Origin of the sequence: Ornithinimicrobium pekingense DSM 21552 (assembly GCF_000421185.1) — a bacterium.
GTDB classification, from domain to species: domain Bacteria; phylum Actinomycetota; class Actinomycetes; order Actinomycetales; family Dermatophilaceae; genus Ornithinicoccus; species Ornithinicoccus pekingensis.
In genome coordinates, this window is sequence record NZ_ATWJ01000015.1 from 57,166 (window position 1) to 69,247 (window position 12,082).

General features: G+C 73.6%; 10 protein-coding genes. 1 reads left to right on the forward strand and 9 read right to left on the reverse strand.

The window, feature by feature from the left end:
* Nucleotides 1-2: 2 nt before the first annotated feature.
* The 7 genes from K330_RS0117220 to valS form a co-directional block, all read right to left on the reverse strand.
* On the reverse strand, nt 3-539 hold the full coding sequence (locus K330_RS0117220) for a hypothetical protein (RefSeq protein WP_022923057.1): 537 nt from the start codon (nt 537-539) through the stop codon (nt 3-5).
* Nucleotides 536-1,909, reverse strand: coding sequence for a DUF58 domain-containing protein (locus K330_RS22075; protein WP_022923058.1), 1,374 nt, complete (start codon nt 1,907-1,909; stop codon nt 536-538). Before K330_RS22075 ends, K330_RS0117220 begins: the two co-directional genes overlap by 4 nt.
* Before the next feature lie 34 nt (nt 1,910-1,943).
* A complete protein-coding gene (locus K330_RS0117230) occupies nt 1,944-2,948 on the reverse strand; it encodes an AAA family ATPase (protein ID WP_029202821.1) in 1,005 nt (334 codons plus the stop codon).
* 8 nt (nt 2,949-2,956) lie between these two features.
* Nucleotides 2,957-3,532 (reverse strand): hypothetical protein, encoded by a 576-nt coding sequence (locus K330_RS0117235; protein ID WP_022923060.1) that lies wholly within the window; start codon nt 3,530-3,532, stop codon nt 2,957-2,959.
* The gene (locus tag K330_RS22990) at nt 3,529-4,272 is read right to left on the reverse strand and encodes a DUF4129 domain-containing protein (protein ID WP_022923061.1); all 744 of its coding nucleotides are present in this window, start codon (nt 4,270-4,272) and stop codon (nt 3,529-3,531) included. Before K330_RS22990 ends, K330_RS0117235 begins: the two co-directional genes overlap by 4 nt.
* A 10-nt stretch (nt 4,273-4,282) precedes the next feature.
* Complete coding sequence (locus K330_RS24710; protein ID WP_169448617.1) at nt 4,283-4,384, reverse strand: hypothetical protein; 102 nt, start codon at nt 4,382-4,384, stop codon at nt 4,283-4,285.
* Between the two features lie 99 nt (nt 4,385-4,483).
* Entirely contained in the window at nt 4,484-7,186 is a 2,703-nt protein-coding gene (gene valS / locus K330_RS0117245) for a valine--tRNA ligase (protein ID WP_022923062.1), read from the reverse strand.
* A 119-nt stretch (nt 7,187-7,305) separates the two neighbouring features.
* On the opposite strand from valS, the gene K330_RS22085 reads away from it, so the two are divergent.
* Nucleotides 7,306-9,222: an alanine/glycine:cation symporter family protein gene (locus K330_RS22085; RefSeq protein ID WP_229665778.1), complete on the forward strand. Its 1,917-nt coding sequence runs from the start codon at nt 7,306-7,308 to the stop codon at nt 9,220-9,222.
* Between the two features lie 154 nt (nt 9,223-9,376).
* Here the strand turns inward: K330_RS22085 and K330_RS0117255 are convergent, their stop codons facing one another.
* Together K330_RS0117255 and K330_RS0117260 are read right to left on the reverse strand one after the other, a co-directional pair.
* Nucleotides 9,377-10,312 (reverse strand): hypothetical protein, encoded by a 936-nt coding sequence (locus tag K330_RS0117255; protein WP_022923064.1) that lies wholly within the window; start codon nt 10,310-10,312, stop codon nt 9,377-9,379.
* Nucleotides 10,313-10,518: 206 nt separating this feature from the next.
* Nucleotides 10,519-11,892: an FAD-binding oxidoreductase gene (locus K330_RS0117260; protein WP_022923065.1), complete on the reverse strand. Its 1,374-nt coding sequence runs from the start codon at nt 11,890-11,892 to the stop codon at nt 10,519-10,521.
* Between the last annotated feature and the right edge of the window lie 190 nt (nt 11,893-12,082).

Below are 12,082 nucleotides of genomic sequence, written 5' to 3' on the forward strand. Positions count from 1 at the left end.
CGTCAGTCGCGACCCAGCCGCTGCACGTAGAGCACGAGGCAGCCGGCCACCAGGGCCAGGCCCACGATGCCCGGCACCGCGCCGCCCTCGCCGGTGGCGACGGCCTGCAGCAGGCCGGCGACACCCCATACCCCCGTGGTGACCGCGGCTACCACCCCGGTGCGCACCGCCCAGCGGCGTCGCACCGACGCGGGGAGGGGGGCCTGGGCCGGGACGGACGCCGCGAGCGCCGCGCCCACGTGCACCAGCAGCAGCCCCAGGGCCGCGGGCAGCAGCGCCCAGTGCCAGCCGCCGTCCACGCCGGCCCACCACGAGGCCGCGGCGAACACCAGGAACAGGCCGGGCATGAGCGTGTGCGGCTGCAGCACCACGAGCCCGCCGAAGACCGTGAGCAGGGCCCACGCCGCGGGGTTGCCGCCTCCGGCCAGCGCGAGCGCGAGCGTGAAGAGCAGGGCCCCGGCCAGGCTCGAGAGGCGCACCGCGAGGTGGTCGTGGCTGGCGGAGCGCACGTCGACCCACAGGTCGACCAGGTCCCTCACGACAGCCTCCCGGCCGCGCGGCCGCGCCGACCGAGCCGGCGCAGCACCACGTCCAGGCTGCCGGGCCCGAGCCACGGCACGACCGGCACGCCCTGCGCCTGGATCGCGCGGATCTCGCGGTCCCGCTCGAGCATCCGGATCCGCCAGGCCGCCCGGGCCAGCGCGTCACGCTCCGCGCTGGGGGCGACGGTGCCGTCCTGGCTGTCGACGAGCGCGTCCACGACCACGACCGACAGCCCGCGTCGGGCCAGGACGGCCGCCTGCACGAGGGCGTCGGGGGACACGAGCGCCGAGACCATCACGACCAGGGTGCCCTCGTCGACGCCGAGGTGGACCCGCCTGGGGTCGGTCTCCTCGGTCGCCGCGGGCACGATCCGGCACAGCGTGTCCAGGATGCGCACCCCGTGCCGCCGGCCCGTCCCGACGGGCACGGTCAACGGGGTGCGGGCCGACAGCACGCGCAGGCTGACCCGGTCGCCCTGCTGCAGGAAGTGCTCGGCCACCGCGGCCGCCGCCCGCACGGAGCGGTCCAGGGAGCTGGGCCGTCCGCGGACGCCGCCGGAGGAGCCCAGGTCGTAGTGGGCGTCGACCAGCACCGCCACGTGGGTGTCCTGGTCGGCGTAGCTGGCCGTGACGTAGAGCTGACCGTCCCCGCGGGTGGACCGTGGCCAGTGGATGCGCCGGAGCCGGTCGCCGACCTGGAACGGGCGCAGCGTCGCGAACTCCGTGCCCTCACCGGGCCGGGCGGAACGGTGCGTCCCCACGAGCCCGCGCGGCCGCGGTGCCGGCGCCCGTGTGTCGAAGACCGTCGGCTGGGGCAGGGTGCGCAGGCCCAGGGCCGCCTCGCTGACCGGCCCCCACCGGTAGGACCCCCACGCGCCCACCGCGGCCAGCTGCATGGGCCCGACCCGGCGCACACCCCACCGGGTGGCGCGCACGCCGACCACCAGCCGCCACGTGCCGGCCGCAGGAGGGCCCTGCGCGTCGACCACGGCGCTCGTGTGCGACACCGGCAGTCCGTCGGCGTCGTCCACGCGCCGGGTGCGCTCGGTGGGCACGCCCTCGACGTAGGGGGCGGGGGACAGGGCGGCGGCCAGGATCTCGGCGCCCGCGACCGCCTGCACGTCGGCGACGGCCAGGGCCTGCTCGCCCTCGCGCACCTGGGCGTGCGACAACCCCACGGTGCGCGTCGGCAGCTCCCGCGGCCGCGTGACGACGCTCCAGACCAGCACGACGGCGATCGGGGCGACGAGCACCAGCAGGTCGGGGCGGCGCCAGAGCAGCGCCACGGGCACGGCGCCCAGGACCAGGACCAGGGAGCGCACGAGGGCAGGGGTGGCCTGCCAGCGGTCGGCGCGGGCGGTGCTCATGAGCGGTCCGTCGGTGAGATGTGGTCGGGGGCGGTCAGTCGACGGCCACGGTCGAGGCGCCGGTGCGTGCACCCGGGACGGGCACCTGGCCCAGGGCCGCCTCGACGACGGCGGCGCCACCGGTGTCCGACATCCACAGCTCGGGCTTGATCGAGATCCGGTGGTCCAGCACCGCGTGCGCCACGGCCTTGACGTCCTCGGGGGTGACGTAGTCGCGGCCGGCGATCACGGCATACGCCCGCGCGGTGAGCATCAGGGCCAGGGAGCCGCGCGGCGAGGCGCCGATGAGCGCGGCACGGTGCCGACGGGTCGCGGCGGCAAGCTCGACGCAGTAGCGAGAGATGTCGTCCTCGACGGGCACGGTCTCGACGGCCCGCTGCATCGCGGCCAGCCCCTCGGCGTCGGTCACCGCCGTGAGGTGCTGGTCCTCCTGCTGGCGCGCGACACGGCGGCGCAGCACGTCCCACTCCTCCTCGGCGGTGGGGTAGCCGAAGGAGACGCGCATGAGGAAACGGTCCAGCTGGGCCTCGGGCAGGGGGTAGGTCCCCTCGTACTCCACCGGGTTGGCGGTGGCCAGCACGTGGAAGGGCTGGGGGAGGGGGAAGGTCTGGCCCTCGACGGTGACCTGGTGCTCCTGCATCGCCTCGAGCAGGGCCGACTGCGTCTTGGGCGGGGTGCGGTTGATCTCGTCCGCGAGCAGCAGCCCGGTGAACAGCGGCCCGGGGCGGAAGACGAACTCGCCGCGCCGCTGGTCGAAGACGAAGGACCCGGTGAGGTCGGAGGGCAGCAGGTCGGGGGTGAACTGCGCGCGGGTGAAGTCCAGGCCGAGGGTCTGGGCGAAGGACCGCGCCGCGAGGGTCTTGCCCAGGCCCGGGAAGTCCTCCAGGAGGACGTGACCGCGGGCCAGCACGGCGGTCAGCACGAGGGTCAGCGCCTCGCGCTTGCCGACGACGGCCTGCTCGACCCGGTCGAGCACCTCGGTGGCGCGGCGGGACACCTCGGCGACGTCCGGCGTGGCGGCCGCCGCCGGGGGCGGCATCTGGGTGGTCACAGCTTCTCGATCCCTTCGATGGCGGTCTGCAGCGACGTCCGGCTGCGCTTGCGGGTGTCGGTGGGCGGGGTGGTCAGGTAGCGCCACAGGTGGGGGTCGACCACCTGCCGGGCACGCTCGGGCTCGGTGTCGAGGTCGACCTGGTGGTGGGCCCGCAGCCGTTCGGCCGCCAGCTCGCGCAGGACCAGGTAGATCTCGTCGGTGCGGTCGTCCCGCTCGATGGCGTCGCGCAGGTCGCGGCGCAGCCGCACGAGCCGGTAGTCCAGCGCCGACGGGGGCGCTGCCTCCGCCCTCGGGGTCGAGACCCAGAAGGCGCGCTCCGCGTCGTGCCCGGTCCCGCTGACGGCCCACGGCACCAGGGCGAGGACGAGGGCGCCGAGCAGCACGGCCGCCACGGCCTCCGGCACGGAGTAGCGCAGCGAGCCGACGTAGAAGAGCAGCCCTCCCAGGAGCAGCACGAAGCCGGCCACCGGCAGGACCGAGCCGCGGGGGTTGCCGGGCCCGCGTGCTCCCTGCGCGGCACGGAGCAGCTCGTCCCGGCGCGAGGTGCGGCGGGCACGCAGGAAGGTCACCGGGCGCCACCCCCGTCGGCCTTCTCGTGCTCGGCCGCACCCTCGGCCTGCTGCTGCTCGTGCTCCTGGGCGCGCCGGCGCAGGTCGACGTGGATCCGCTCCAGCGCGTCCACCGCGACGGTGCGCTGCTCCTCCGAGACCGGGTGGCGGGAGAAGCGTGCCTCGCGGTAGACCTCCGACAGGGTGGCGATCGCGACCGGGTCGACGTCCCAGCGGCCCAGCACCCGCTGTGTCAGCTCGGCGGCGGTCTCCGAACGGTCCTGCGCGAGCCCCGACCGGTGGACCGCGTCCTCCAGGGCCACCCAGCACGCCACGACCCCGTTGCGAGGGTCGCCCTCGGACAGCGCCTGGTAGCGGACCTCGTCGCTCGTGGCCTCCAGCAGGGTGACGAGCTCCTCCTCCTCGGCCGCCTCGCGCCGCTCCAGTCCCTCCAGCCGCTGCCGGCCCAGCCAGCGGACGACCACGAGGATCGTGGTGAGCAGGGCCATGAGCCACAGGGCCAGGGCCAGGTTGAACGACCACTGGGTGACCCGCTCGTCGCCGCCCTGCTCCTCGGGCGGCTGCGTCGCCGGCTCGCCGGTGAGGTCGAAGGTGGGGCTCTGGGCACGGGGATCGCCGAAGCTGCCCTGGGGCGCGCTCACCAGCGGCGTGCCGTTGCCGGCGCTCCACAGCAGGAGCACGAGCAGCACCACCGTGGTCACGACGGCCACGACGACCGTCGACCGGCTGCCCCTGTGCATGCGGCCCACCCTATGTCGCGACCGAGGACGCGGTGTGCGCGCCCGCAGGCCGACCGAGGACGTGGTGCGCGCGCCCGCAGCCCGACCGAGGACGTGGTGCGCCCGCCCGCAGGCCGACCGAGGACGTGGTGCGCCCGCCCGCAGCCCGACCGAGGACGTGGTGCGCGCGCCCGCAGCCCGACCGAGGACGTGGTGCGCCCGCCCTACGAGGTCAGGCGGGGGCGTCCTCCAGCACCAGCGCGACGTCGCGGACGGCCAGCTCGCCGGCGTCCTCGAACGCCACGTCCCCGGTGACCTTGCCCGCGGCCCGCAGGTCGCCGAGCGCCGCGCGGACGCGACCGGTCTCGGCGGACGGTCCTGCGACGGTCGCCGCCGAGATCTCGGTGCGCATCTTGACCTTGGCCTCCGACTTCGCGCGGCGCAGCCCGGCGAGCGCCTGACCCACGGTGCCCAGCAGGGCGGGGTCCGCGCCGTCGACCGCGCCGGCGAGCTCGTCCACGGTCGGCCAGGGCTGGGTGTGCACCGAGGAGCTCTCCTCGTGCCACCACGACCAGACCTCCTCGGTCGCGAAGGTCAGGACCGGGGCCAGCAGGCGCAACTGGACCGATAGCGCCAGCTGCAGCGCGGCGCGGGCGGACAGCGTCGCGGCCGAGACGTCGGTCGCGCCGTCGCCCTCGGCGGAGCCGTAGGCCCGCTCCTTGACCAGCTCGAGGTAGTCGTCGCAGAAGGCCCAGAAGAAGGACTCGGTCGCGTCGAGCGCCGTGGAGTAGTCGTAGCCCTCGTAGGAGCTGGTCGCCCGCTCCACCACCGCAGTTAGGCCCGCCAGCATCGAGCGGTCGATCGGCTCGGTCACCAGCGCCGCCGGGTCCGCCCCCTCGGGCAGCTCGCCGAAGCTCAGCGCGAACTTGCTGGCGTTGAGCAGCTTGATCGCCAGCCGCCGCCCGACCTTGACCTGGTTGGGGTCGTCGATGGTGTCCACGCCCGGGCGCGCGGCAGCGGCCCAGTAGCGCACCGCGTCGGTGCCGTGCTGCTCCAGCATGCCCAGGGGCGTCGTCGCGTTGCCCTTGGACTTGGACATCTTCTTGCGGTCGGGGTCGAGGATCCACCCGTTGACGTAGGCGTCGGTCCAGGGCAGCGACCCGTGCTCGAGGTGGGCGCGCACCACGGTCGCGAACAGCCAGGTGCGGATGATGTCGTGCCCCTGCGGACGCATGTCGAAGGGGAAGACCTTGGCGAACAGCTCGCGGTCGTTGCCGCGCTCCCCGTCCGGCGCTCCCGCCACCGGCCAGCCGGCAGCGATCTGCGGGCTGAGCGAGGACGTCGCCCAGGTGTCCATGATGTCCGGGTCGCCGGTGAAACCACCCGGCCGGTCGCGCTGGTCCTCGGTGTAGCCCTCGGGCACGTCGGACATCGGGTCGACCGGCAGCCGCGACTCGTCGGGCACGAGCACGGTGTCGTGGTCGACCTCGCCGTCGGCGTCCACGGCATACCAGACCGGGATCTGGACACCGAAGAAGCGCTGCCGGCTGACCAGCCAGTCACCGTTGAGCCCCTCGACCCAGTTGCGGTAGCGGCTGCGCATGAAGGAGGGGTGGAACTCCAGCTCGTCGCCGCGTCCCAGCAGCTCGGCGCGAAGATCGCCGTCCTTGCCGCCGTTGCGGATGAACCACTGCCGGCTGGTGACGATCTCCAGCGGCTTGTCGCCCTTCTCGAAGAAGTTGGCCTTGCGCTGGGTCTCCTGCGGCTCGCCGTCCAGGTCGCCGCTCTCGCGCAGCGCGGCCACGACCGCCTCGCGCGCCGAGTGCGTCGTCCTCCCCGCCAGCTGCTCGGCGTACAGCTGCTCGCCCGGGCCGCCCGCGATCCACCCGGGCACCTCGCCCTGCAGGCGGCCGCTGCGGGTGATGACCGAGCGGGTCGGCAGGGACAGCTCGCGCCACCACTGCACGTCGGTCATGTCGCCGAAGGTGCAGCACATCGCGATGCCCGCGCCCTTGTCCATCTCGGCCAGGGGGTGGGCCAGGACCGGCACCTCGACCCCGAACAGCGGTGAGGTGACGGTGGTCCCGAAGAGGTGCTGGTAGCGCTCGTCGTCGGGGTGGGCGACCAGGGCCACGACCGAGCAGATCAGCTCGGGCCGGGTCGTCTCGACATGCACGACGCCCTGCCCGTCGGTGCGGTGGTAGGCCACCCGGTGGTAGGCGCCGGGGTAGTCGCGTGCCTCGAGCTCGGCCTGCGCCACAGCCGTCTGGAAGGTGACGTCCCACAGCCCCGGAGCCTCAGCGGAGTAGGCCTCGCCGCGGGCGAGGTTGCGCAGGAACGCCTGCTGGGCGACGGCGCGGGAGCGGTCGTCGATGGTGCGGTACTGGACGTTCCAGTCCAGGGAGAGCGCGAGCCGGCGGAAGGTGTCCTCGAAGGCCTGCTCGTCGATGACCGTGAGCTCCTCGCAGAGCTCGATGAAGTTGGCGCGGCTGATCGGCACCTGGTGGGCGGCCTTGCTGCTCCTGCCGTCCCCGCCGCGCTGCGGCACGACGAACGCCGGGTCGTAGGGCAGCGTCGCGTCACCGCGCACGCCGTAGTAGTTCTGCACCCGGCGCTCGGTCGGCAGGCCGTTGTCGTCCCACCCGATCGGGTAGAAGACGTGCTTGCCGGTCATCCGGTGGTAGCGCGCCAGGCAGTCGGCCTGGGTGTAGCCGAAGACGTGCCCGACGTGCAGGCTGCCCGACGCGGTCGGCGGCGGCGTGTCGATCGCGAAGATCTGGCTGCGGTCGGCGGCCAGGGCGGCGTCGCGGTCGAAGGCGTTGGCGCCGCGCTCACGCCATACCGAGACCCACTTCTCCTCCAGGCCGTCGACGGACGGGCGCTCGGGCAGCGAGGCCGGGCACGGCGGGTCAAGAGGGCGTGCGGGAGACGTCATACCCGGCATTGTCCCAGACGCCCGCAGGTGCCCCGACGCCTCGTCTACGGAGGTCACCGTTGAGTCACGATGGGGGTATGTGATTGACGTCACCCCACGCTCCCACGACCCTTGACGCCATGACTGGATACACCGCGGTGCCCATGTCCCCTGTCGAGGATCCGCAATGGGTCACCGACCTGGAGACCACGGTCGACAACTCCTTCGCCAGCGTGACGGAGTGGTCGGGCAAGATCATCTTCTTCGAGATCCCCGGCATCCCCATGCCGTTCGTGGTCATGTGGCTCCTTGCCGCGGCCATCATCATCACCATCTACCTCGGCTTCGTGCAGTTCCGGGGCCTGAAGACGGCGTGGGAGACGGTCACCGGACGCTACTCCTCGGCCGACGACCCCGGTGAGATCCCGCACTACCAGGCCCTGACGTCGGCCGTCTCCGGCACGGTCGGGCTGGGCAACATCGCCGGTGTGGGTGCCGCGGTGACCCTCGGTGGCCCGGGCGCCACCTTCTGGATGATCCTCGCCGGCCTCTTCGGTATGGCGACCAAGTTCGCCGAGTGCACGCTGGGCGTGAAGTACCGGGCGATCCGTCCGGACGGCAGCGTCGCCGGCGGCCCGTTCACCTACCTGCCCGTGGCCTTCCAGAAGTACCCCCGCTTCCTGTCGGTCTTCCTTACCGGCCTCTTCGCCGTGGCGATCCTCTTCTTCGGCGTCGGCGGCGGCAACATGTTCCAGGCCAACCAGACCTACTCCCAGGCCGTCACCGTCATCGACCCCGACGGCACGGGCTGGCTGTCGTCCACGACCGGGTCGCTGGTCTTCGGTCTCGTCCTGGCCGCCGTCATCGGCGCGGTCATCCTCGGCGGCATCAAGTCGATCGGCCGGGTCACCTCGACCCTCGTGCCGGTGATGGGCGGCATCTACGTCCTGGCCTGCATCGTGGTCATCCTGACCAACCTCGGCTCGGTCGTCCCGGCCATCGGCGAGATCATCTCCGGGGCCTTCAGCGCCGAGGGTGTGACCGGTGGCTTCGTCGGCGCCCTGGTCGTCGGGCTGACCCGCTCGGCGTTCTCGAACGAGGCGGGCCTCGGCTCGGCGCCGATCGCCCACTCCACCGTCAAGACCCGCCGCCCGGTCTCCGAGGGCTTCGTCGCCCTCTTCGAGCCCTTCATCGACACCGTCCTGATCTGCACGATGACCGCGCTGACGATCGTCATCGCCGACACGACCTTCTACAACGACGCCCGTGAGTTCACCTTCGAGGACGGCAACCGGTACGACCCCGACTACGGCCTGTCCGGCGTCGAGGTGACCTCGGCCTCCTTCGCCGAGAACATCAGCTGGTTCCCGATCGTGCTGGCCGTGGCGGTGGCCCTGTTCGCCATCTCCACGCTGATCACCTGGTCCTACTACGGCCAGCGGGCCTGGAACCACCTCTTCGGCGACACCCGCACCTCGACCACGATCTACCGCTTCGTGTTCCTCTTCTTCACGGTCGCGGGCACGCTGCTCACCTTCGGCCAGGTGCTCGCCTTCGCCGACAACTTCCTGTTCGTCTGCGCCTTCGTCAACCTGCTCGGCGTCTACATGCTGCTGCCGACCATCAAGCGGGAGATGAACGAGTACTTCGCCGACCGCAAGAGCGGCAAGCTCGCCGAGCTCGGCCTGCTCGACGCCGAGAAGACGATCCCGATCTCCGAGCTCGCCGGGGAGAACCAGCTGGTCGACGCCTCGGGCCGCAACCGCGTCGAGGCGGGCGTGAGCACCGAGGACCTGCGCGAGCGCACCGGCGTCATGGTCGAGGAGGAGGGTGGCAACTGGCACGACCGGGAGGCTGACGACGACGGCTTCGGCCGCGGCGGCACCACGACCCCGTTCACCCCGCCGCACCGTCGCCACGGGCGGCACGAGGAGCACCTCGACGCCGACGACGACGGGTTCGGGCGGGGTGGGGCCACCACGCCGGCCGAGCCTCCGCACCACCACGAGCCGGGCCACCACCGCGAGGACGGTCCCGAGGACCCCGACCGCCGGTGACCCGGTCACGGCGGGGAGACGCTCCCGCCTGACCGGTCTGCGACGCACCACACCCGGCCGCGTCGACCCGCAGGGTTCACCTGAACCCTCCAGGTCGGCGCGGTCGGGCGTTTCGCGTCCTGCGCGAGGCAGGGCGCGGTTCGGCTGCGGCCGGTCAGCGACTCCCGGCCCAGGGGCGTCCGGGGAAGTGCAGGGCGAACTCCCGGGGCGGCTGCCTCGGCAGCTCGATGTCGAAGCCGCGCTGCGCCAGGGCGTCGCGGGCGCGCAGCACCGTCGCCCAGGGCGTGGTGAAGACGTCCGACGCCCGGAGCACGATGAGCCGCCAACCCTGCCCGTCCAGCCACTCCCGTCGACCCACGTCCCAGCCCCACTGGGCCGCGTCCTGCGCGTGCTGTCGCCCGTCGTACTCAAAGGCCAGGCGCAGCTCGGGGTAGGGCAGGTCCAGCCGGTAGCGCCGCCGGCCGTGCTCGTCCGTCACCCACTCGTTGACCCGGGGCTCGGGCAGGCCGCCGAACGTGAGCAGCAACCGGCTGCGCGTCTCCATCGGCGACTCGACCCCCTTCCTCACCAGGGCGGCTGCCCCGCGTGCGAGCGCCGTGCCCGGGCCGCGTGCACCGGCAGCGGCCTCCAGCAGACGGTCGGGTGAGGTGGCATCGCGGTGCACCAGCGAGTCGCCGAGCACGACGAGGTCGACCAGCGTCAGGTGCGTCGCCAGGTCCGTGAACGTCTGCTCGGGGGAGGTCACCCGGAGGCCGTCGACGCGGCGGGTGCGCACCGCGGGGCCGACATGGCAGCGCAGCCCCGGACGGCGCCGTCGTCCCTGCGGGCGGGCCACCGTGAGGTGGGTCTCCTCGGTGTGCGGGACGATCCCGCCCAGCATCCTCGCCGCCGTGTGGTGGCTGACGGCCGCGTCCGGCAGGAGCAGAAGGGCGCCGGCCGCGAGGAGCGAGGGTGTCAGCTCCACCTCCCCGCTGACCCGGACCGTGCCGAACAGCCGGTGGAACGCGGGGCCGTCCAGCCGGTGACGGGTGATGCCCGCGGCGAGGCCGTCGCGTCGCAGGAACGGCCGTCGCTCGTCGATGCCTGTCATGGTCATCGATGGTGCGCGAGGCCGCCCGCGCCGCGCAGACGTTGTCCACAGGCGGCGCAGCAGGTCGTGACGCACCCGGCGGCGTCGACCCTCAGGGTTCACGTGCGCGCCCGAGGTCGGTGGAGCCGGGCGTGTCGCGACCCGGAGCCCTCGTACGCGCAGCCCCAGCCCGTCGTGCGCGCGGCCCCAGCCCGTCGCGGGCGGCCTCAGCCGTAGACGCGGCCCGGGTTCATGATCCCCAGCGGGTCGAAGACCGCCTTGACGGCCAGCTGCCGTGCCAGCTCCGCCTCGCCGAGCTCCTCGCGCAGCCACGGCGCCTTTTGGGCGCCGACCCCGTGCTCGCCCGTGAGCGTGCCGCCCAGCGCCCACGCAGCGCGGACCACGTCGTCGAAGGCCCGCCGCGCCGCCGCGAGACTCGCACGCTCGTCGGCGTCGTAGAAGAAGCACGGGTGCAGGTTGCCGTCGCCCGCGTGCCCGCTGCAGGTCGCCTCGAGCCCGTGCCGCTCGGCGATCACGTGCACCTGCGCCACCAGCTCACCCAGCCGGCCCACCGGCACGCAGACGTCCTCGATGAACCGGGGGCCGCGCGCCTGCAGCGCAGGGTTGAGCACGCGGCGCCCCTCCAGCAGCAGGTCGGCCTCCGTCCGGTCCTCGGCGACCGCCACCTCGGCCGCCCCGGCGGCGGTGAGCGCCGCCGCGTAAGCCTCGACGTCCTCGGCGGCGTGCCCGGGGCGGTCGGACTGCACCAGCAGGACCCCGCCGCTGCCGCGCGGGAAGCCGTAGTCGCCGTAGTCCTGGACGGCATCCACGCTGGGGCCGTCGAGGAGCTCCACCAGGCTCGGGGTATGGCGTGACTCCCGCAGCGCGGTCACGCCCGCCATCGTCGCCGCAAGGCTCGGGAAGACCGCCAGCACCGTCAGCGGCGGGTCGCCCAGCGGGACCAGCCGGAGCACCGCCTCGGTCACCACCCCCAGCGTCCCCTCGGACCCGACGAACAGCCCGGTCAGGTCGTAGCCGGCCACGCCCTTGGCGGTGCGCCGCCCGGTCCGCATCACCTCGCCGCCCGGGAGCACGACCTCCAGGCCGCGCACGTAGTCGGCGGTCACGCCGTACTTGACGCAGCACAGCCCGCCGGCGTTCGTCGCCACGTTGCCGCCGATCGAGCACATCGAGCTGCTCGCCGGGTCCGGGGGATAGGCCAACCCGTGCTCCGCGGCGGCCGCCTTGAGGTCGGCGTTGAGCACGCCCGGACCGACCACGGCCAGGCGCTCGACCGGGTCGATCCGCACCGACGTCATCTGCTCGGTGGACAGCACGACAGACCCCGGGAGCGCCCCGGCCGCGCCGGTGGTGGAGGTCCGTGCGCCCTGGGGCACCACCGGCACCCGGTGCTGCGCCGCATACCGCAGCACCACCTGCACGTCGGCGCGCGACCGGGCACGGACCACCGTGAAGGTGCTGCCGGGTGCGGCGGCCGCCTGGGGGTAGGCGTCCACCGCGTAGCCGGCGGCGACGTCGGGGTCGGTCACGACGCGCCCGGGCAGGAGGCGGTCGAGGGCCTCGGTGGTGCTGGCAGCCATGCCTCGACCCTAGGCCCCGGCCAGCGGTTACCATGGAGCCACCAGCGACCGAGCCGTCATCAACGGTGAGCTTCCGGAAGAACCGCCCCCGCACGCCGGCGGGGAGCGCACTAGAACCGGACGGGAAGGCCCGTCACAGCCGACGAATGGAGTGGTGCCCAGCGCACCCGGGCACCTGACCCGGGCGGGC

Bases quoted from the DNA above. Each gene is read 5' to 3' on its own strand.
- K330_RS22075 (WP_022923058.1), bottom strand. From the start codon at position 1,909: ATGAGCACCGCCCGCGCCGACCGCTGGCAGGCCACCCCTGCCCTCGTG.
- K330_RS0117230 (WP_029202821.1), bottom strand. From the start codon at position 2,948: ATGCCGCCCCCGGCGGCGGCCGCCACGCCGGACGTCGCCGAGGTGTCC.
- K330_RS22990 (WP_022923061.1), bottom strand. From the start codon at position 4,272: ATGCACAGGGGCAGCCGGTCGACGGTCGTCGTGGCCGTCGTGACCACG.
- valS (WP_022923062.1), bottom strand. From the start codon at position 7,186: ATGACGTCTCCCGCACGCCCTCTTGACCCGCCGTGCCCGGCCTCGCTG.
- K330_RS22085 (WP_229665778.1), top strand. From the start codon at position 7,306: ATGACTGGATACACCGCGGTGCCCATGTCCCCTGTCGAGGATCCGCAA.
- K330_RS0117255 (WP_022923064.1), bottom strand. From the start codon at position 10,312: ATGACAGGCATCGACGAGCGACGGCCGTTCCTGCGACGCGACGGCCTC.
- K330_RS0117260 (WP_022923065.1), bottom strand. From the start codon at position 11,892: ATGGCTGCCAGCACCACCGAGGCCCTCGACCGCCTCCTGCCCGGGCGC.